Here is a 20,702-nt window from a genome sequence, read left to right as displayed (position 1 = left end):
GCCCGCGCGTTTCCTGTTCCCTCGTCCCCTGTATTCCCCCTAATTCACCAGCCCACCCCGATTTGGAATATCCAGCGAGAACGTCGGAATCTCAATATCAAACCGCTCTCCGCTCGCCGTCTCCATCTGGTACGCCCCGCCCATCATCCCCGAAGGTGTATTCAGCGGCGCCCCGCTCGTGTACTCGAAACTCTCACCCGGTGCAAGAACCGGCTGCTCCCCCACAACTCCCGGCCCCTTCACCTCGGTCAGCTCGCCGCGCGCATTCGTAATCATCCAGTGCCGGCTCAGCAATTGCACCGTCTCCCGGCTCTGATTCTCAATCGTCACGTGATATGCCCAGAAATATTGAGAACTGTCCGCCGACGACCTCTCCTCCATGTACGACGGCTCAACGCTAACCGCTATATCTCGCGTCGTTGCCAAATACGGTGTTCTGCTGCCCATGCAATAAGTCTAGACTCCTGTTCTCTGTTTTCTGTTCTCTAATCACTGATCACTGCTTCTCGAAAAACGCCTGAACATCAGTGATCGTCGCCGTCATCCGATACGGCGGAAGGCTCTGCAGAAACGTCTGCCCATACCGCTGCTTCCTGATCCGCGGATCGAGCAATACCAACACCCCCCGATCCTCCAGCGACCGGATCAACCGTCCAAACCCCTGCTTCAGGGTCAGCACCGCCGACGGCACCTGGTAGTCGAAAAACGGCTTTCCGCCCGCCTCTTCAATCGCCTTCATCCGCGCCATCACCACCGGATCATTTGGCACCGCAAACGGCAGCTTGTCGATGATCACGCAGCTCAGCGCCTCGCCCTGCACATCCACTCCCTGCCAGAAACTCGACGTCCCGAACAGCACCGCATTCGGCGTCGACCTGAACTCCTCGAGCAGCGCCTTTCGCGGAGCTGTCCCGTGCAGCAATATCGGATAATCCAGCACCGGCATCAGCCGCTCATACAGATCCCGCATCTGCGCATAGCTCGTAAATAGGCAGAACGCCCGCCCCTTCGAAATCTCCAGCACCCGCCGAATCGTATTCGCCGCCGCCTCCGGGAACTCCGGATCGCGCGGATCCGGCATCGTCGGCGGCAGATACAGCAGCGCCTGCTCCCCGTAGCGGAAATGCGAAGGCACCACCAGCTCGCGCGCTTCCGTCATCCCCACGCGCTTCCGCACATGCTCGAATCCGCCCTGCACCGTCAGCGTCGCCGACGTCAGCACCACCGTCGGAATCGTCTCGAACACCATCTCGCGCAGCAACTCCGACACATCAATCGGCGTCGCCTGCACAAACGTATGCCGGTTGCCGCCTCGCAATTGGGTGCCCCTGGTCCCTCGCATTTGGGGACCAGGGTTCCGACCCTCACCCCCCACAGCCCTACGCTCCAGCCAATACACCATGTTGCTCGCGTTCGACTCGAGCAGAAACTCCAGCTCCGACCTCAGCCGCGCTACCCTCTTCCGCAGCCCCGGAGCCTCATCGATATCCTCCAGCAGTTCCATCTCCGACTCGAGCAGCCGCAGCGTGTTCCGCAGCGACAGATACAAATCGCCCGACGTCTCCAGAAACTCCTCGCGATTCTCAAACGGCTGCCGCCCATCGCTGCCCATCGGCAGACTCGCAAAGAACATCCTCGCCCGGTCCCGCAGCTGCTGCGTTGCCGCCGGAAACTTCTCCGCCCCCGGCTTCCCCCGCAGATGCATCTCCGTATCCCGCGCCAGCTCTTCAAACCGCAGATTCGACACCGACAGCCCGAAGTAGTTCGACGCCACTTCCTCCAGTTCATGCGCCTCGTCGAACACCACCGCCGCAGCCTCCGGCAGAATCCCCGCATCCGGAGCCCCCGCCGCCTCCTGCTTCACCGCCAGATCCGCAAAGAACAAATGATGATTCACGATGATGATGTCCGACTCCAGAGCCCGCCGCCGCATCTCCGTGATAAAGCACCGCCTGTAATCCGGACACGTCGATCCCAGGCAAGCCTCGCTCCGCGCGTCCAGCTTGTGCCACAGCGCGCTCGTCTCCGGCAGCTCATTCAGCTCCGCCTGGTCGCCCGTCTCCGTCACCTTCTCCCACTCGGCAATCTGCCGGTACTGGTCAATCTCCTCGAGCCCCGACAAAATCGGCTGATCCCGCAGCTTCACCAGCTTGTGCCTGCACAGGTAATTGGCCCGCCCTTTCATGTAGCAGACCCGCAGCTCTCCCAGCAGCGACTCCAGAAACGGCACATCCCGGAAGAAAAGCTGATCCTGCAGCGCCTTCGTCCCCGTCGACACAATCACCCGCTGCCCCGTCCGCAACGCCGGCAGCAGGTAAGCCAGCGTCTTCCCCGTTCCCGTCCCGGCCTCCACAATCAGGTGCCGGCGCTCGCTCAGCGCCCGCTCCACAGCTTTCGCCATCTCCAGCTGCCCCGGCCGGTACTCATACGGCAGCGGCGACTTCGACAGAATTCCCCCCGGAGAGAAGAACTCATGCAGCGTCGGAAGTGTTCGAGTTGAGGTCTGCGAGGTGGCCATCTGCGCCGGATACTCCCTCCATCATAGGTCCAACTCCAATGGCGAATGAAATGCGAAATCCCACTCCGTTCAACTCGTTTCCAATCAATCCCGAATTGGATCTCCGCGCATCGCCTACGAGTTCAACCGCCCCTTTCGATCAGCTCCATGTTCGCAAGCTTCACGCATCGGAACTGGCCGGTCCTCCGAAAGCCAGCAGCACCACTAAGGATCGGGTGCCCCATAGCTTGCCATGAGCTTGCCGAAGGGTCTCCCGCCTTTGGAGACATGGGAACCACGCAGCGCATCTCCCGTAAACTGAAAGAGCCGCTTTCGCAGTGGTTGTTCCGTCCGGAGTAAGACGTGCCCACCTATCGCAGATCCGTCATCCCCTCCCGCCCCGGCGCCGAGACCCTCCCTCTCATCGCCATCGTCGGCCGTCCCAACGTGGGCAAATCCACCCTCTTCAACCGCCTCACCCGCAGCCGCCGCTCCATAGTCGGCGATGAGCCCGGCATCACACGCGACCGCATCTACGGCGAATTCGAGTGGAACAACCGCCGCTTCCGCCTCGTCGACACCGGCGGCATCATCCCCGACGACCCCGAGCTCATCCCCACCGAGATCTACAACCAGGCCAAAGTTGCCCTCGAAGAAGCCCAGGCCATCATCATGGTCGTCGACGCACGCACCGAACTCGCCCGTCCCGACTACGACCTCGCCCGCCTCCTCACCCGCGGCTCCAAACCCGTCTTCCTCGCCGTCAACAAAGTCGAAGGCGAAGCCATGGCCCTCGAAGCCGAGAACTTCCGCCGCCTCGGCATCCGCGATCTCTACCCCATCAGCTCCGAACACGGCCTCGGCATCGGCGAACTCCTCGACGCCGTCACCGCCACCATCCCCTTAGAATCTGGGACGTCTTCGGCAACGACCGAACAGGATTCGAACAAGACTCTCTCCAGAGACTCCGACTCCGCCTCTCCCGCCAAAATCCGCACGCCGAAGCAAGAAGCGTCAGGGCACGACTTCAGTCGTGCCGAAAACAGCCCCCAAAAAACGGAACGGGCTTCAGCCCCTGAAAACGTCCACAGAACCCACGGCGAATTCGAACAACACGAAACCGCCGTCGCCATCATCGGCCGTCCCAACGTAGGAAAATCAACCCTCCTCAACGCCCTCACCGGCACCTCCCGCGCCATCGTCTCACCCATCGCCGGAACCACCCGCGACGCCGTCGACGAAACCGTCGAGTACGAAGGCGACACCCTCCGCTTCGTCGACACCGCCGGAATCCGCCGCAAGGGCAAGACCAACCTGATGGCTGAGAAGCTTTCTGTCGTCATGGCCCGCCGCCACCTCGAAGCCGCCGACGTCGCGCTCCTGGTCATTGACGCCACCGAAGGCGTCACCGCCAGCGACGCCACCATCGGCGGCTACGCACACGAGTCCGGCCGCAGCGTCATCCTCATCGTCAACAAGTGGGACGCGGTCACCAACGCCCGCACCGACGGCAAGCCGCCCGCGGACCGCGACATCTTCGAGCAGCAACTCCGCCGCGCTCTCAAGTACCTCGACTACGCCCCCGTCCTCTTCCTCTCCGCAAAAGAAGGCAAAGGCATGAAGAGCGTTCTCCGAGAGGTGAAGAAGCTCGCCGCCGAACGCCGCAAGCGCGTCACCACCGGCCAGATGAACCGCTTCCTCGACAAGATCGATTTCCAGCGCGCACCCGTGCCGATGGCAAAGCGAATCCGCATCTTCTACATGACCCAGGCCGCCGTCGCCCCGCCCACCTTCGTCCTCTTCACCGATCGAAACATCAAGCTGCACTTCGCCTTCGAGCGCTTCCTCGAGAACCAGATTCGCGCCGCCTTCGGCTTCGAAGGCACCCCCATCTGGTTCAAAGTCAAAGCCCGCAACGCCGACCAGGAAAATAGATAGCCGCTCCTATTTGGCCTGGAGGGAGCAGCAGCCTTCAGGCTGCTGAATGCGCAGGCAAATCTCGGCACGGCTTCAGCCGCGGATTCTTCGCATCTGTTCCGACCTTCAAGCGCAGGCTTTCCGTCTGCAGCGTTGTGCCTGTACCGCACCCTCTTCTCCCCTTCTCATCGCGTGCGAATCCAAATCCACGATAGCCCTCCACTTTTCCAGCGTCACCAAAACAATGAGACAGCCTCCTTGCATTCGCACGCCTCAAATGTTTCAATCAGGTTATTGAAACAGGGGTGCTCCACTGTGTGGGGCTGAGAAGATACCCTCGAACCCGATCCGGATAATGCCGGCGTGGGAAGCTTTCGAAGCCAGTCTAGCCAACTTCCTTCCAGCTTCAGCTTGAACTCCCTTGTTTCATGAAAGTGGGAACAAGGGCATGCGTACGCTTACATACTTTTCTCGACGACATACACTCTTTGCGCTGACTCTCCTCGCCGCGTCCATCGCAGCCGCGCAAAATCCTGCCTCCCCCGATCCGCCCTCGCAGAAGCCCGACCGCGTCACCACCACCGTCGTCGTGCACGGCGAGGTAAAAGACGACTACGCCTCCGACCCGCGCACCGCCGCATCGCTCGACGGCACATCCCTTCAGGAAACGCCCCTCTCAGTCACCTCCGTTACCGGAGCCGTCATGGGCGACCAGATCTCGCGCACGCTCTCTGATGTCGTCAAGAACGACGCCTCCGTCGGCGAAGACTACGCCCCCGTCGGCTACTACGGCGACTTCGAAATCCGCGGATTCCCTCTCGACCTCGCCACCGGCCTACAGATCAACGGTCTCACCATCGCCGGAGAACAGGACGTGCCCCTCGAAAACAAGCAGCGCATCGAAGTCATCAAAGGCATCGCCGGCCTCGAAAGCGGAATCGCCTCGAGCGGCGGAGTCATCAACTACGCAACAGACGAACCCTATCGCGGACTGCATCCCTCCGTCGATCTCGCCACCGATCATCGTGGCTCATCGTACGGCTCCACGCAATTTCCCGTGCCCGGCCTGCGCGACAGCGTTCTCATCACCACCGCTGTCGAAGACATCCACACCTACGTCGAGCACGCCAATGGCTGGCGCGGGATGGGAGCAGCCGACGGTCGCTGGCAGCTCGGCTCCGCAACGCAGCTCACCACCGACTTCGAATATCAGCACAAGGTCCAACGCTCTGAAGCCGGTTACCAGCTCCTCGGCGGCACTACCGTGCCCTCGCCCGTCTACCCGTCCGTAATGCTCGGCTTTCAGCCCTGGTCCAAACCAAACACCTTCGACGCCTTCAACGCCGGCTCAAAACTCCAGCACAGCTTCTCGCCCAACTGGATCGCCCGCATCGCCGCCTCCTACAGTCACTCCCTCATTGACGACAACGTCATCTACCCTTACGGTCCTGCGCTCGACTCCAGCGGCAACTCCCTCTGTCCCGATTCGCCTTACTACTTCTTTTGCCCCGACGGTAGCTACGAGATCTACGACTATCGCAGCCCCGGCGAACTCCGCATCGACGCAACCGGCGAAGCCCTCCTCATCGGCCACTTCGCGACTGGAAAGATCAGCCACGACGTAGTCGGCGGCGGCTCCCTCTTCCATCGCTCTGTCGATCTCTCGCCTTCCATCGTCTACACCGCCCTCGGTGTCGAAAACATCTACCAGCCCAACATCCCCTACGCTCCTGAATATCCCTACCAGCAGGCTGGCCCTTCAACCCTCGCCGACTTCAACCACCAATCCTCCGCCATCCTTCAGGAACGCGCCCACCTCCCGCGCAACATCGTTCTACAGGCTGGCGGCCGCTTCGTCCGCGTCTCCGACTTCAACTACTCAAATCCACGCACCCTCTGGCTCCCGCAGTACGCCATCACCTACTCTCCCATCCAGAACCTCACCCTCTACAGCAACTACGGCTCGCTCCTCTCGCTCGGACCCCAGGCCCCGTGGTGGGTCGATAACTCCGCCCTCTTCCTCACGCCCTTCATGACCCGACAAACCGAGATCGGCGCGAAGTATGAGCACGGCATCCTCCTCACCGCCGACTACTTCCGCATGCGCCAGCCTTTCTTCTACCCGCGCATCATCCAGTCTGCCGACAGCTTCTGCACCACCAACCTTCTCTATGGTGTCGACGTCGCACCCGGCGACCTCTGCTTCGAATCCGCCGGACACGAAACCCACGACGGCTTCGAATTCAACGCGCAGGGCAAAGCCGCCGGATGGATGCAGCTCAGCGCCTCAGCCGCCACCATCCGCGCCATCTCCACTAACACCGGCACTCCCGCCTACGACAACCAGCAGGTCATCAACGTCCCGCGCTTCCACTCCGCTCTATTCGCCGACGTCCTCGTCCCCCACGGCCGCGGTCTGCACTTGATGCCCGGCTGGAGCTACATCTCCCGCAAGCAGGCCACACGCGACGACACCGTCACCGTCGGCGGATACAACCTCTTCAACCTCGGCGCGCGCTACACCCCCCGTGGCGAAGCCGGCCACCTCACCTTTCACCTCTACGCCGACAACATCCTCAACAAGCGCTACTGGAAAGACACCGGCGCCAGCTACGGCGACACCTTTATTCACCAGGGAGCACCCACAACCGTGCGCCTCTCCGCGCACTACACTTTCTAGCGAGCTCTCGAAGCAACGTGAACGAATCAGCACAACCCGCGCTGGCCCACGGACTCGACGGCTCCCTCGTCCAGCCCGACTGGCCCGCGCTCACGCTTGATGGAACCCGCTCCGTGCTCCAGCAGTTCCCCTCCGCCGGCGAACCTCTCCAGATCATTTCCACGAGTCCCCGCCCGCTCTCCGCCGCAGCCGTCGTTCAAACCACTCAACGCCGCATCTTCATCAAGCGCCACTCCCGCGCCGTCCGCGAGATCGCCGGCCTCGCTGAAGAACACCGCTTCATGCAGCACCTCCGCGACAACAGCATCAGCGTTCCGGCCGTCTTCGCAACCACCACCGGCGACACCGCGCTCGCGCTCAGTCAGTGGACCTATGAAGTCCACGCTCTCCCCGCCGGCATCGACCTTTACGAAGACGCCATCTCCTGGACGCCCTTCCGCTCCACCGCGCACGCGCGCTCCGCCGGCGAACTCCTCGCCCGCATGCACCTGGCCGCCGCATCCTTCATCGCTCCACCACGCAAGATCCGGCCCCTCGTCGCCGGCTTCATCATCTTCGCTTCACCCAATCCCGCCCACTCCCTCGCTCAATACCTCGCCGCCCGCCCATCCATCACCCACGATCCCCAAACCCGCACCGACGCCGACCACGCACTCGAACTCCTCACTCCTCTTCACGCCGAACTCGAACCGCTCCTCCCCTCACTCACTCCCCTCTGGACCCACAACGACCTCCACGCCTCCAACCTCTTCTGGAGCGACACCACTCCAAACGCCTCCGCCCTCTCCGTCATCGACTTCGGCCTCGCCGATCGCACCAACTCCGTCCACGATCTCGCCCACTGCATCGAACGCAACATCATCGAATGGCTCGTTCTCATGAACGACCCCGCCGCCGGCGACCGTGTCCCCGTCTACCTCGATCACCTCTGGGCTCTCCTCGAAGGCTACGAACACATCCGCCCACTCTCCGCCGCCGAATCCGCCGCCCTCGCTCCCATGCTCGCCCTCTGCCACGCCGAGTTCGCTCTCTCTGAAGCCGACTACTTTCTCGGCGTCCTCCACTCCCCCGCCAAAGCCCGCGTCGCCACGCACGATTACCTCTTCGCTCACGCGCAATGGTTCGCCGGCCCCGGCCGCGACAAACTCCTCGACCCCATCCGCCGCTGGTCCGAATCCCGCAAGCACTTGATCCCGGAAAAGGCCGCGACCCGCCCATGAGCGCCATCGTCCACTACCTCATCGCCAACTGGGTCGAGCTCGCCGGATTCATCACCACCGCCCTCGGCATCTGGCTCACCACCAAGCGGCTCCTCATCTGCTGGCCCGTCGTCCTCGCCTCGGACATCCTCTACCTCGTCGTCTTCTACCGCGCGCGACTCCTCTCCGACTCGCTCCTCCAGCTCTTCTTCATCGCCTTCACCCTCTATGGCTGGTATCACTGGTGGCGCGGCGTCCAGGAAGAAGGCGAAGTCCGCGTCGAACCTCTCGCGCTTCCCGCGGCCCTCATCGCAATCGCCGCTGGCATCGCCGGCACCTTCGTCCTCGGCGAAATCGCCAGGCACCTTCAGGCCGCGCTCCCATGGCTCGACGCCGCACTCGCCAGCTTCAGCCTCGTCGGCAGCTGGTGGCAGGCGCGCAAACACATCGCCAACTGGGTTCTGTGGATTGTCGTGAATCTCGTCTACATCGGCGAGTACATTTACAAGGACCTCTGGATCACCGCCGTCCTCTACGCCGGCCTCGTCGTCCTCGCCATCCTCGGCCTGCGCGACTGGCGCCGCGCCGCCCGCTCCGCTCAAACCGCCGACTGCACCACGTTGAGCAGCGGCTCGCCCGCCATATAGCGCCGAAGCTCAAGCTCCGCCACCTTCAGCGCGCGCCGCGCAAACTCCGGACTCGACCCGCCCACATGCGGCGTGATCAACAGATTCGGGCACTTCCACAACGGATGCCCTTCCGGAAGCGGCTCCGGCTCCGTCACATCCAGCGCCGCGCGAATCTTGCCACTATTCAACGCCGCCGCCAGCGCATCCGTATCCACCACCGGACCTCGCGCAGCGTTCACCAGCAACGTCCCCTGCTCCATCAGCGCAAACTGCCTCGCCCCAATCAAGCCGCGACTCTCCGCCGTCGACGGCAAAATCAGCATGATCACCTGCGCCTGCGGAATCAGGGCATCCAGTTCGCGTACCGCATGCACCTTCGGGTTCTCCCGCGCCCTCCTCGCCACCCGCGTCAGCTCTACGCGAAACGGCTCCAGCATTCGCTCGATCTCTTTCCCAATCGACCCGTACCCGACCAGCAGCACCCTCTTCCCCGTCAGCTCCTCCAGCATCACCGGCGGATAATGCTGCCGCGCATCTCCCGACACGCGCTCATACTCCGTAGTCGCCTCGAACCGCCGCTTCCACTCGCCCGACCTCTGCACATCCAGAAACAACGGAAAGTGCTTCAGCATCGCCAGCGTCGCCGACACCGTCCACTCCGCCGTCGAAATGTTATGCGCACCCCGCGCGTTGCATATCGTCACATGCGGCCCCACCGCCGCCGGGATCCACTCCGTCCCCGCCATCAGCGACAGCACCAGCTTCAACCCGCGCAGTCGCGGATAGATGTTCGTATTCCGCGTCGGATACGGATCCGGCAGCCACACCTCAATGTCGATATCGTGATCAAGATCGCGCGGCAGCGCAATCAACTCCACACCTTCAGGAAAATCCTTCAGCAACTCCGGCGCAAGATTCGCCGAATATCCAACACGCACCATATGCCTTCCATGCTACATGCCAGATCACAGCGGTTTTATCTACGAGAGTGCTCGGTGCACCAGGTCTCCCGGTTCTGGAGACCTGGGAGACATCAAACCTCGACTTGATCACCGCCAACCAGCTACCCCCGAAACTTCCGCAGCGCCTCCGCACACGCCTCGATCTCCTTCACCGAAATCGCATACCCGAACCGCAGGTGCCCCTCACCCTGCGCCCCGAACACCGATCCCGGAATCGTCGCAACGTGCGCCTTCTCCAGCAAAATCTCCGCCGCCTTCTTGCTGTTCTTGTTGATCTTCTCCACATTCGGAAATGCATAGAACGCACCCGCCGGCGGCTCGCACTTCAACCCCACCTCATTCAGCGCCGAAACCAGCAGATCCCGCCGCTTGCGATACTCCTCGCGATGCGCCGCAATCTCCGCCTCCGAAATCTTCAGCGCATCGATCATCGCCTGCTGCACAAACGTCGTCACGCCGTTCGTCGAATACAGCACAATCTTCCGCAGCGCCGTCATAAACGGTTCCTTCGCCACCGCGTACCCCGCGCGCCATCCCGTCATCCCATACGTCTTCGAAAACGTGTAGCACGTGATCGTCCGCTCCAGCATCCCCGGCAGCGACGCAATCGAGACATGTTCGCCCTCATACACCAGGTCCTCGTACGCCTCATCCGCAATCACAATCAGGTCGCGCTCTTTCGCAAACGCCGCAACCTCCTCCGCCTCCGCCCGCGTAAACACCAGCCCGCTCGGATTCTGCGGCGTGTTGTAGTAGATCGCCCGCGTATTCGGCGTAGAAAACTGCTCCAGCGTCTTCCTGATCCCATTCCGCCGCGCCGTCGTCGTCGGTACCAGCAGCGGCCTCGCTTGTGTCCCGGTCACCAGGTCACGAATCGGCGTCCAATACGGCGAAAACACCAGCGCATCATCTCCCGGATCGAGCACCGCCTGGAAAGCCGCATACAGCGCCTGCGACCCGCCCACCGTTGCAATCACCTCGTCCGTCGTCACCTTGATCTTGTTCTTAGCCGCGAGCTTCTTCACCAGCGCCTCGCGCAGCGGCATCACGCCCGACGACGGAGCATAATGCGTATAGTTCTCCACCAGCGCCTTCACCGCCGCATACTTGATCGGCTCCGGCGTCTCGAAATACGGCTCGCCCCCGTGCAGCGCATGCACCTGCTGCCCCGCCGCCCGCAGTTCCATCACCTTGTTGCGGATCTGCACGATGTCTGAGAACCCAACCTCATCCAGTCGTTTTGCCAGTCGAATCCCGCTTTGCTTCGGCATGGTCCACGCGCTTCCTTTCGCTCTCATAACCTGAGCATATCTGATGCCCGATAAAGCCCATCTGAAGAAACAGAGGAGCATCGGCCTTCAGGCCCAAACAGCCCGCGAAGCCTAAATTAGTCCAGGAGCTGTCATCCTGAGCGCACGGGGCCCCAGACGTCTTCTTCAGTCTGGGGGTGGTAAGCGAAGGATCTGCTTCTTGCTGACTCGCGAGACTCCAATCGAATCGTTACATTCTTTAAGGGACATCACACCGCCAGCAAATTCGTATACACCGCCATCCCAGCCACCGCATCCACCTTCATCGCATGCAGCTCATCAAGCTCCTGCTGGCTCCGGATCCCGCCCGCCACAATCAACTGCCGCTTCGTCAACTTCCTTAACCGCACCGCCACATCAATCGGGAACCCCTGCATCATCCCTTCCCCATCTACATGCGTGTACAGATACGCCCCCGCATACGGCTCCAGTTGCGGAATCGCATCATCCGCCGTCAATGCCACCTGCGCCTTCCACCCTTTCACCGCGATCCGCCCATTCTTTGTATCGATCCCCGCCACCACGCGCTCAGCCCCAACACCCTCCGCCATCTCCGCGGCAAACTTCACATCCACCGCGCCACCTTCTGTAAACAAAGAAGACCCCACAATCACCTTCTGCGCGCCCGCATTCAGCACCTCGCGCGCCCGCTCCACCGAACGCACCCCGCCGCCCACCTGCACCGGCAGCCTCTTCGCAATCTGCGCGACCAGCACCGAATTATTCCCCTGCCGCATTGCCGCATCCAGATCGATCAGCTGCACCAGCGGATACTTCGAAAACTTCTCAATCCAGTACTCAAAATCATCAAACGCCAGCTTCAGCTTCTCGCCCTGCACCAGCTGCACAATGCGCCCACCCAGCAGATCAATCGAAGGAATCAGCATGGCAGCCTCACCGGAACGCCCGCCGCCACCAGCTCTTCTTTCAGCGACCGCGCACTCGATACTCCAAAGTGAAAAATGCTCGCCGCCAGCGCCGCATCCGCCTTTCCTCTCCCGAACACATCCGCAAAATGCGCCACCGTTCCCGCGCCTCCTGAAGCAATCACCGGAATATTCACCGCCTCGCTCACCGCCGCCGTCAGTTCGCAATCGAACCCCGCCCGCGTCCCATCCGAATCCATCGAGGTCAGCAGAATCTCCCCCGCTCCCCGCTCCTCCGCCTCGCGCGCCCACTCCACCACGCGCCGCCCCGCCGGCTTGCGTCCGCCCTGCACAAACGCCTGCGCATCCCGCACTGGATCGTTCGCCTCTGGGTCACGCCGCGCATCAATCGCCACCACCACTGCCTGCGCGCCGAAGTTTTTACCAATCTCCGAAATCAGCGTAGGATCTCTCAGCGCCGCCGAATTCACGCTGATTTTGTCCGCTCCCGCCTCAAACACCTGCGCCGCTTCCTCCGCGCTCTTGATTCCCCCACCCACCGTAAAAGGCACAAACAACTCCCGCGCCGTCCGTCTCACAGTGTCGAGCAACGTCTGTCTGCCTTCATGCGTCGCCGTGATATCCAGCAGCACAATCTCATCGGCGCCCTCGCGCGCATGACGCGCCGCCAGCGCCGCCGGATCCCCCGCATCCACCAGGTCCACAAACTGCACGCCCTTCACTACCCGTCCGCCATGAACATCCAGACACGCGATGATCCTCTTCGTCAGCATCGTCACCTCTTCACCAAATGGCGAGCAACCAACTCGCTCAGTTCAGCCCGTTGTTCAGCAGACATCAACGCAGTTGGCCAAAGTAGAAAGCAGTCTTTGTTCGTGTACAGCAGAGTGATCTTCTCGTCTTGAGCGAAGTCGTAGATTCCGTTCCAACTAAGCTTCAGCTCCGCCACTCCCGACAGCTCGCGGCAGATTCCCTGATCGTCGATGGCTATTCTGCTGATTCGATCCTTCTCACCGGACGGGAAAAGTCGATTGAAGCTTCTGCGAATGTTCCAGGACCGTGAGATCGGCATTCCAATCGTGAACACAAGCGATCCGGCCGTGAGAGCAGCAGCCTGTGCGGCAAGAGGTGTGTTATTCGCAACGCTGCAAGCGACGAATCCTACAACGCCAATCACCAGCAGGATCGGTCCGAGCCACACGACCAGTCGTCGTGACATTCTTCGACGGCGATGAAGTCTGAAGGCCGCTTTGTAGTCCTTGAGCGTGAGCTTGTATTCCAGCTTCATCTTTCGAGCTCCAGAAAATTCCGCAGCATCTTCAGCCCCGTCTCTCCGCTCTTCTCCGGATGAAACTGCACCCCCATCACATTCCCGCGCTCCACCGCAGCAGCAAACGGCTCTATGTAGTTCGCCACCGCCGCCGTATCCGCCCCCACCGGAGCCCGATACGAATGCGTGAAGTACACATACTCCCCATCCTTCACGCCCGCCATCAACCGCGGCGATCCCTTCACCTCCAGCGAATTCCATCCCACATGCGGAACCTTCTCTGCGCCCTCCGGAAACCGCGAACACTCCTCGCCAAAGCATCCCAGCCCCGCCTGTCCCGCAGCCTCCGTCGAACCCGCATACAGCCACTGCATCCCCACGCAGATCCCCAGAAACGGAACTCCCCGCTTCACAGCCTCACGAATCGCACTCGTCATCCCTGTCGAATCCAGCCGCTCCGTCGCCGCAAAATGCCCCACGCCCGGCAGCACAATTCGCTCCGCCCTCGCAATCAGCGACAAATCCGAATCCGTCACCACCGGCTCCGCACCCAGATGCCGCAGCGCCTTCAGCACCGAAGTCACATTCCCCGCCTTGTAATCAATCACCGTAACCCGCATCTCAATCCTTCAACCCTTCAACGACTCTGGGTGCCCCCGGTCCCTCGCACTTGGGGACCGGGATGTATCAAACTGAATCTTCCGGGTGCCCCACATCTCGATTCTGAGATGTGGGATCATCTGACTCTAACCAATCACAGCGGGTGCCCCATGTCTCCCTCTTCTGGAGACATGGGAAACATCAGACGCCGAGTTGGATCATCACCGGATTGGCATGAATCTCGGGTGCCCCGTCCAAGCTTTGCTTGGGCGGGAAACAAAACACCACCCGAGACAAAACTCACAACAATCCCTTCGTGCTCGGCAGCGTCTCCCCCAGCTGCTTATCTCTCGAGCACGCCACCCGTAGCGCCCGCGCAAACGCCTTGAAGATCGCCTCGATCTTGTGATGATTCGACCGTCCATACATCGTCTTCACGTGCACATTCGCTCGTGCCCCGCGCGCAAACCCCTCAAAGAAATCCGTCACCAACTCCGTCTGCAGATCTCCAACCAGCCGCGTCCTCACCTTCGTGTCAACCGCAAACGCCGCGCGCCCGCTCAAATCAACAGCCGCAATCGCCAGCGTCTCATCCATTGGCATCAGGAAATACCCAGCCCGCAGAATCCCGCGCTTGTCTCCCAGCGCCCGATCAAATGCCTCTCCCAGCGCGATCCCCACATCCTCCACCGTGTGGTGCTGATCCACATCCAGATCGCCCTTGCACGTCAGCTCCAGATCGAATGCCCCATGCCGCGTAAACAGCTCCAGCATGTGATCGAAGAACCGGATCCCCGTCGAAACCTTGTAGACGCCCTTCCCCTCAACTGTCAGCACAATCGAAATCCGCGTCTCATTCGTATCCCGCACCACCACACCTCGACGGCGGGTGCCCCCGGTCCCTCGCTTTTGGGGACCGGGGATGATTCCGCCGACCTTGTTAGGTGCCCCCGATCCCTCGCCTTTGGGGATCGGGGATAATTCTTTCCCTCTCACCTTCACCATCACTTACTCCTGACCTCGAATCTCACTCATCGTCTTCTTCAACACCTCAACCGCCTCCCGCATCTGCTCCCGCGTCCCGATCGTGATCCGCACGCACCCATCGCATCCCGGATCATTCGATCGATCCCGCACCAGCACTCCACCCGCCGACATCAACCGCACAAACTCCTTGTGCTTCTCCCCAATCTCCACCAGCACAAAATTCGCCCTGCTCTGCCACCGCCGCACGCCCACCTCATCCAGCGCCTTCTCAAACTCACCGTGCGCTGCCAGCACCTCGCCCACATACCAGTCGAGATACGCCGTATCCGCCAGCGCCGCCGGCAGACAAGCCAGCGCCAGCGAGTTCACGCTGTACGGCGACAGCACCCGCCGCACCCACTTCATCAGCTCCACCGGGCCCGCCAGCACGCCTAGCCGCAATCCCGCAAGCCCGTATGCCTTCGAGAATGTCCGCGCCACCATCAAATTCGGCACCGACCCGACCATATCCATCACCGTCTCGCCGAAGAAATGAAAGTACGCCTCATCCACCAGCACCACCGCATCCGGCGCACGTTTCGCGATCTCCAGGATCTGCTCCCGCGTAGCCACCGACCCCGACGGGCTGTTCGGATTCGCAATCGCAATAATCTTCGTCCGTGGCGTAATCGCATCCATCAGCCGATCAAACGGAAACTGCAGATCCTCCGCCGCCTGCACCGTCACCGCTCGCGCATCCGTCGCCGACGCATACACCTCGTACATCGTGTACGTCGGCACGGGCAGCAGCAGTTCGTCACCCTCGTCCAAAAACGTCTCGAACAGCACATGAATCGCCTCATCCACGCCGTTCGTCAACACCAGTTGCTCCGCCGCCACCCCCAGGTGCTCCGCAACAATCCGCTCCACCGGCTCGCGTTCGGGATACCGCGTCAGCGCCCCCGCCGAAATCCGACCCAGCACTTCCTTGACGCGCGGCGAACACGCAATCGTGTTCTCGTTGAAATCCAGCCGCATCGCATCGCGATTCCCCAGCGGCGGGTGATACTCCTTCATCGCCTCGACCCGCGCCCGAGGAACCGGCCCGACTCTCGTTTTATCCACGGCCCCTCCTAGCACGCGAAGCCTTCTTCACCCGCATCCGGATCGCCGCCGCATGCGCCGTCAACCCTTCCGCATCGCCCAGCAGCGCCGCCTTCTCCCCCAACGCCGCGATCCCCTCGGCCGAATACTCCTGCACCGTAATCAGCTTTACAAAATCATTCACGCTCAACCCGCCCCGCACGCGCGCCATCCCCCCCGTCGGCAGCGTATGATTCGGCCCCGAAATATAGTCCCCCAACGGCTGCGCCGACCATCCACCCACAAACACCGACCCCGCGCTCCTCACCCACTCCACATCCTCCGCCGCGTCCACCGTCAAATGCTCCGGCGCCAGCCGATTCGTAATCTCCCGCGCCTCTTCCACAGTCCCTGCCACAATCGCAACCCCGTTCCGCCCGAGCGCTTCTTTCGCAACCGCATTCCCCTTGCTCTGCGTCTTCGCCTCCGCCATCACCCGCCGCGCCAACTCCTCACGCGTCGTCACAAAGATCGCCACCGCCTCCGGATCGTGCTCTGCCTGCGCCACCAGGTCTGCCGCAATCTCCGCCGCATCCCCGCGCTCGCTCGTCACCACAATCTCCGTCGGCCCCGCGAGCATATCGATCGCGCAATCAAACGCAACCAGCCGCTTCGCCGCCGTCACGTACAAATTTCCCGGCCCCACAATCTTGTCCACGCGCGCAAGCGTCTCCGTCCCATACGCCAGCGCCGCCACACCGTGCGCCCCGCCCACGCGATAGAACTCCGTAATTCCCAGCAGGTGCGCCGCCGCCAGAGTCTCCTTCGCAGGCTTTGGCGATACCGCCACAATCCGCCCCACCCCCGCCACCTGCGCCGGAATCGCCGTCATCAGCAGCGTCGAAGGCAGCGGATGCCGCCCGCTCGGCACGTAACACCCCACCGAATCCAACGCCCTCACCACCTGCCCAACCGCCAATCCCTCAGTCGCCCGTACGCATCCCGACCTAGGCATCTGCCCGTTCGCAAAACTACGAATCAGAATCGCCGCGGTCGACAACGCATCGCGCAGCTTCGCATCCGTCGCAGCCCACGCCTGAGCCATCTCCTCCTGCGTCACCCGAAACCGCGCTCGATCCTCCAGCCCATCCAGCTTCGCCGCATACCGGAACATCGCCCGATCCCCGCCACGCCGCACATCCTTCACGATCCGCTGGACCGCCGGCAACACTGCATCCAGCGCCGCACCTCCGCGCCTCTCCAGTTGCGCCAGCGCAGCCGCCGCATCCCGCGCCCGACGTCCCTGCGTTCGAATCAGCCTCATCCCGCCTCGCTCTTGCACAAACGTCTGCAACACATCGCTACAGCACAACCTTGTTCAGCGGATACTCCACAATCCCCGTCGCCCGCGCCGCCTTCAGCTTCGGAATCACATCCCGCGCCACGCGCTCCTCCACAATCGTGTTCACCGCCACCCACTCCGAATTGCTCAACTGCGAAACCGTTGGCGAATTCAACGCCGGCAACACCGCCAGCACCTGCTCCAGATCCTCGCGCTTCACATTCAGCATCAGCCCCACCTGGCTCTGCGCATCAATCGCACCGCGCAGCATCACCGCGATCTGATCGATCTTCTCCCGCTTCCACGCATCGTCCAGCGCAACCTTGTTCGCGATCAGGTGCGTCTCGCTCTCCATCACCGTGTCAATAATCTTCAGGTGATTCGCTTTCAGCGAGCTCCCCGTCTCCGTCACTTCCACAATCGCATCGGCCAGCATCGGCGGCTTCACTTCCGTCGCGCCCCAGCTGAACTCCACCTTTACATTCACGCCGCGGTCTGCAAAATACTTCTTCGTAACCTCAACCAGTTCCGTCGCAATGATCTTCCCTTCCAGATCCTTCGCAGTTAAGAATCCACTCGACTCCGGCACCGCCAGCACCCACCGCACCTTCCTCCGGCTCTGCTTCGCATAGGTCAGCGTCGTCACGCTCGTTACATCCAGCCCGCTCTCCACCACCCAGTCGATTCCCGTCAGCCCCGCATCCAGCACGCCATGATCCACATATCGCGCCATCTCCTGCGCGCGAATCAGCATGCACTCAATCTCCGCGTCATCCACCGACGGAAAATACGACCGCCCATCCGCATAGATGTTCCACCCCGCGCGCTTGAACAGCGCAATCGTCGAGTCCTGCAAACTCCCCTTCGGCAACCCCAGTCGCAGCTTATTACCCACGCTTCACCTCCACTGCATTCGCAAACGTCAGCGGCTTCGTAAAGCAGCTCACCGTGCCCTCATGGCACACCAGCCCGTCGCCCTCCACCTCTACGCGAAACAGCAGCGCATCGTTGTCGCAGTCCGTCGCCGCCGACACCACCCGCAGCCGGTTCCCGCTGGTCTCCCCCTTCATCCAAAGCTTCTGCCGCGTCCTGCTCCAGAACGTCACAAAGCCCGTGTCAATTGTTTTTTGGTAGCTCTCCGGATTCAGAAAGCCCAGCATCAGCACCTCGCCGGTCCTGGCGTCCTGCACAATCCCCGCCACCAGCCCGTCCATCTTCTCGAAATCAACCTTCGGTTGCGTCGTCATCTATCTTTCCTGAACTTTTGGATTTCACATCTGCCGTAAAACTAAAAAGCCCGTCGGCGTCTGCGCCGGCGGGCTCTGAATCTTCGATCTCTCTGGCCTTTTTTATCTCAGGCCATGGCAGTCCGCCGGCACATTGGTCCCGTGATGGTGATGATGACCGTGATGGCGGTGGATCTGCATCTCTCTTCAACTTACGGTATCACTCTCAGAGTGTCAATCGAATCCTCAACTCTTCGTCGTAACCACCGCCGCGCCCGACCCCGCCCCCGGCTCCCGCAGCACCTCGATCAGCCTCTGGTACAGCCTGTTCCGCAGATCGAACCTCTCCGAAGCTCGGGTCACGTACCGCACCAGCACATCAATGCCGCTTCCCGAGGGCCTCAGGCTCTCCACGGATGTCGCCGTAAACCGGCTCAGGCTGCTGCCGCGCGCTCCACGCTTCCACTCCGCCTCCGCCTGGCTCGCATTCTTCTGCGTCTCCGCATCCACTGCCTTCTGGATCTCCGCAAGCACCTGCTGCACGTTGTCGCTCGGTGGCAGGCTGATCTTGATCTCATCCCACATCCACTGCCCGCTCGTCGAGAAATTGAAGTACGTTCCGCGAATCGCAAATCCATTCATGAACGTAATCCGCCGCCCCGTCGGCAGCCCGCGATCCGCAAGCGTTCCTGTCTCCAACAGCGTCGTCGAAAATAGACGCACATCCGTCACTTCGCCGCCCACGCCGTTAATCTCCACCCAGTCGCCCACATGAATCCCATTGCGCCCAATCAGCACGAACCATCCGAGAAACGCGATAATGAAATCCTGCAACGCAATCGTCAGCGCCGCCGTCGTGAGCCCCAGAATCGTCGGCGTCTCCTTGGGCGGTCCGAAGATCACAATCAGAATCAGCACCACGCCCAGCGCCTGAATCGAAAGTTCCAGGATGCTTCGCAGTGTGTCAGAGCGCCTGTTGTCCAGCCCCGGCTTTGCCATCACACGCCGCACCAGCCCATCGGCCACCACCATGCAGATCCCGATAAACGCAATCAGTGCCAGCGACTGCACCAGCAGGTGCACAATGATCCGCCGCTGCAGCAGCACCTGCGCAACCCATTTGCTGTACACGTTCACAAGCTGCTGCTCGGTCTGGATGCGATCATCCGTGATGCTCAGAATCTGACGAAGCGCGGTCCGGTCTCTCAGCCCCTGCAACTTCTCATCCAGATCGTTCGTTTGCACCGCGCCCATGGCGCTGATCTTGCTTTCAATCGATCTTTGCTGAGCGCTCAAAATCCCGATGTCCCTGCGCGTCTGATCCACGGCTTCCTGCAGCAAGGTCGTCCGGGTCCTCAGCCGCTGCCACGCTCCCACTCTCCCCGCCAGGGTCCCGAACCGCCGCGCCGATACCGTCGCAATCTGGCCTCCCTCGCGCACCTGCTTGTCGTACCCGCGCATCGCAGCCTCGTGCGTCGCCAGTTCCGCCTGTATCTGCGACGTCTGGTCGCCCGATGCCTGCGTGAAATCGTGCTGCACGTCGGCAAGCTCGTCCGTATCCAGCCCCAGTTGGGCCTTCGCTACCTCGAGATCCCCCTCGTCGTATTCCGCAGGTTTGCCGTTCTTGGGCAGCGGCGCCTTTAAGGCTTCGGTGATCGTCTGGATCTCTTCTTTGTCCTGCGCGATCAGCTGCTCCAGTTGCGCTACCTTCTTCGACATCGCCAGAGCGTCTCCGCTCAACGTCAAATGCTGCGCATCCAAAGTGGCCTGGCGCAGGGCGGAGGCAAATGCCTGGTCAACCTCGTGGTCTGCCAGCCTTTCCGCCTCCTGCGCATACTCCTTCTCCTCCGCGGTGTATGCCAGGGCGGCAAGCGCCTGCGCTGTCTGCCACGGCTTCGTGTCGACAATCGCCTTCTTTGTCCCACTCGTACGGTTGGGATTGTTCCTTGGATTCAGGAACGAGAGATTGCTCATTACGTCGCCCGTCTCCCATGTGAAGACCAGGCATGCGCCAAAAATCACGATCAGCGTCAATAGAATCGTCAGCCGCGTGCTGCCGAATACCCTCGCGCGCAGCTTCTGTCCTGCAGAGGAAGCAATTTGGGGGATTGCCATGCCTCATTGTTGCAGGAGA

General features: G+C 61.6%; 18 protein-coding genes and 1 riboswitch. Of the genes, 4 read left to right on the top strand and 14 right to left on the bottom strand.

The genetic code is table 11. From position 1 onward, the window contains the following. Positions 1-39: 39 nt before the first annotated feature. Both apaG and DHV10_RS16415 read right to left on the bottom strand, forming a co-directional pair. Entirely contained in the window at positions 40-447 is a 408-nt protein-coding gene (gene apaG, locus DHV10_RS16420; protein ID WP_109487458.1) for a Co2+/Mg2+ efflux protein ApaG, read from the bottom strand. 49 nt (positions 448-496) lie between these two features. Further along, entirely contained in the window at positions 497-2,518 is a 2,022-nt protein-coding gene (locus tag DHV10_RS16415; protein WP_109487457.1) for a DNA repair helicase YoaA, read from the bottom strand. A gap of 342 nt (positions 2,519-2,860) precedes the next feature. Here DHV10_RS16415 and der point away from each other — a divergent pair, with 342 nt between their 5' ends. From der to pnuC, 4 genes are all read left to right on the top strand, one after another. Continuing rightward, positions 2,861-4,435 (top strand): ribosome biogenesis GTPase Der, encoded by a 1,575-nt coding sequence (der, locus tag DHV10_RS16410; RefSeq protein WP_109487456.1) that lies wholly within the window; start codon positions 2,861-2,863, stop codon positions 4,433-4,435. A gap of 270 nt (positions 4,436-4,705) precedes the next feature. Further along, positions 4,706-4,801: riboswitch (TPP riboswitch) on the top strand. A gap of 61 nt (positions 4,802-4,862) precedes the next feature. Next, complete coding sequence (locus DHV10_RS16405) at positions 4,863-7,094, top strand: TonB-dependent siderophore receptor (RefSeq protein WP_109487455.1); 2,232 nt, start codon at positions 4,863-4,865, stop codon at positions 7,092-7,094. 17 nt (positions 7,095-7,111) lie between these two features. Then, the gene (locus tag DHV10_RS16400) at positions 7,112-8,314 is read left to right on the top strand and encodes a phosphotransferase enzyme family protein (protein ID WP_204101439.1); all 1,203 of its coding nucleotides are present in this window, start codon (positions 7,112-7,114) and stop codon (positions 8,312-8,314) included. Beyond that, positions 8,311-8,940: a nicotinamide riboside transporter PnuC gene (gene pnuC / locus DHV10_RS16395; protein ID WP_109487454.1), complete on the top strand. Its 630-nt coding sequence runs from the start codon at positions 8,311-8,313 to the stop codon at positions 8,938-8,940. Before DHV10_RS16400 ends, pnuC begins: the two co-directional genes overlap by 4 nt. On the opposite strand, the gene DHV10_RS16390 is transcribed toward pnuC, so the two are convergent. From DHV10_RS16390 to DHV10_RS16335, 12 genes are all read right to left on the bottom strand, one after another. Further along, on the bottom strand, positions 8,892-9,863 hold the full coding sequence (locus DHV10_RS16390; protein WP_109487453.1) for a 2-hydroxyacid dehydrogenase: 972 nt from the start codon (positions 9,861-9,863) through the stop codon (positions 8,892-8,894). The genes pnuC and DHV10_RS16390 overlap by 49 nt on opposite strands. A 122-nt stretch (positions 9,864-9,985) precedes the next feature. Beyond that, positions 9,986-11,155: a pyridoxal phosphate-dependent aminotransferase gene (locus tag DHV10_RS16385; RefSeq protein WP_109487452.1), complete on the bottom strand. Its 1,170-nt coding sequence runs from the start codon at positions 11,153-11,155 to the stop codon at positions 9,986-9,988. 248 nt (positions 11,156-11,403) lie between these two features. After that, complete coding sequence (locus DHV10_RS16380) at positions 11,404-12,081, bottom strand: 1-(5-phosphoribosyl)-5-[(5-phosphoribosylamino)methylideneamino]imidazole-4-carboxamide isomerase (RefSeq protein WP_109487451.1); 678 nt, start codon at positions 12,079-12,081, stop codon at positions 11,404-11,406. Further along, complete coding sequence (gene hisF / locus DHV10_RS16375) at positions 12,075-12,854, bottom strand: imidazole glycerol phosphate synthase subunit HisF (RefSeq protein ID WP_109487450.1); 780 nt, start codon at positions 12,852-12,854, stop codon at positions 12,075-12,077. The genes DHV10_RS16380 and hisF overlap by 7 nt, the downstream gene beginning before the upstream one ends. Before the next feature lie 2 nt (positions 12,855-12,856). After that, positions 12,857-13,369 (bottom strand): YcxB family protein, encoded by a 513-nt coding sequence (locus DHV10_RS16370; RefSeq protein ID WP_109487449.1) that lies wholly within the window; start codon positions 13,367-13,369, stop codon positions 12,857-12,859. Continuing rightward, on the bottom strand, positions 13,366-13,971 hold the full coding sequence (gene hisH, locus DHV10_RS16365) for an imidazole glycerol phosphate synthase subunit HisH (RefSeq protein WP_109487448.1): 606 nt from the start codon (positions 13,969-13,971) through the stop codon (positions 13,366-13,368). Before hisH ends, DHV10_RS16370 begins: the two co-directional genes overlap by 4 nt. A gap of 280 nt (positions 13,972-14,251) precedes the next feature. After that, positions 14,252-14,956, bottom strand: a complete 705-nt coding sequence (gene hisB, locus DHV10_RS16360) for an imidazoleglycerol-phosphate dehydratase HisB (RefSeq protein ID WP_109487750.1) — start codon at positions 14,954-14,956, stop codon at positions 14,252-14,254. Between the two features lie 3 nt (positions 14,957-14,959). Then, a complete protein-coding gene (gene hisC, locus DHV10_RS16355) occupies positions 14,960-16,042 on the bottom strand; it encodes a histidinol-phosphate transaminase (RefSeq protein ID WP_239461810.1) in 1,083 nt (360 codons plus the stop codon). Continuing rightward, on the bottom strand, positions 16,035-17,324 hold the full coding sequence (gene hisD / locus DHV10_RS16350) for a histidinol dehydrogenase (RefSeq protein ID WP_109487749.1): 1,290 nt from the start codon (positions 17,322-17,324) through the stop codon (positions 16,035-16,037). The genes hisC and hisD overlap by 8 nt, the downstream gene beginning before the upstream one ends. Before the next feature lie 37 nt (positions 17,325-17,361). Beyond that, complete coding sequence (gene hisG / locus DHV10_RS16345) at positions 17,362-18,237, bottom strand: ATP phosphoribosyltransferase (RefSeq protein ID WP_109487446.1); 876 nt, start codon at positions 18,235-18,237, stop codon at positions 17,362-17,364. After that, complete coding sequence (gene hisI, locus DHV10_RS16340; RefSeq protein ID WP_109487445.1) at positions 18,230-18,589, bottom strand: phosphoribosyl-AMP cyclohydrolase; 360 nt, start codon at positions 18,587-18,589, stop codon at positions 18,230-18,232. Before hisI ends, hisG begins: the two co-directional genes overlap by 8 nt. A gap of 225 nt (positions 18,590-18,814) precedes the next feature. Then, positions 18,815-20,683: a mechanosensitive ion channel family protein gene (locus DHV10_RS16335; RefSeq protein ID WP_109487444.1), complete on the bottom strand. Its 1,869-nt coding sequence runs from the start codon at positions 20,681-20,683 to the stop codon at positions 18,815-18,817. Between the last annotated feature and the right edge of the window lie 19 nt (positions 20,684-20,702).

The sequence above is a fragment of the Occallatibacter savannae genome, from assembly GCF_003131205.1.
Taxonomy (GTDB): Bacteria; Acidobacteriota; Terriglobia; order Terriglobales; family Acidobacteriaceae; genus Telmatobacter; species Telmatobacter savannae.
Note: the sequence above shows the minus strand (reverse complement) of the source record. Positions and strands in the feature narration are given on the sequence as shown.